The following is a 370-nucleotide window of genomic DNA, read 5'->3' on the forward strand; positions in this document are numbered from 1 at the left end:
CCGGCGCTGCGCATACGACAACGGCACCCGCTCCGGACGCTCACCCGCCACCAACGGCAACCGAGCACCCGCAGCCGCATCCAGACGCCCGGCCAGTCCGGCCGGGGTGGGAGCCTCGAACAGCACCCGCAACGGCAACTCCACCCCGAGCACCGCACGAATCCGGCTCACCAGCCGCGTCGCCAGCAGCGAATGCCCGCCCAACGCGAAGAAGTCGTCCTCCACTCCCACCGACGGCAGCCCCAGGACCTCGGCGAACGCCTGGCAGAGCAGTTCCTCACGCAGGTTCGCCGCAGCCCGGCCGGACCCCGCCCCGTACTCCGCCACGGGCAGCGCATCCCGGTCCAGCTTGCCGTTCACCGTCAACGGC

1 protein-coding gene is annotated in these 370 nt (G+C 72.2%); it reads right to left on the bottom strand.

The features are described from left to right. The coding region (locus H0H10_RS03170; protein ID WP_188179243.1) for a phosphopantetheine-binding protein at window positions 1-370 on the bottom strand (370 nt) is incomplete at both ends.

This window comes from Streptomyces griseicoloratus, assembly GCF_014534645.1.
Taxonomy (GTDB): Bacteria; Actinomycetota; Actinomycetes; order Streptomycetales; family Streptomycetaceae; genus Streptomyces; species Streptomyces griseicoloratus.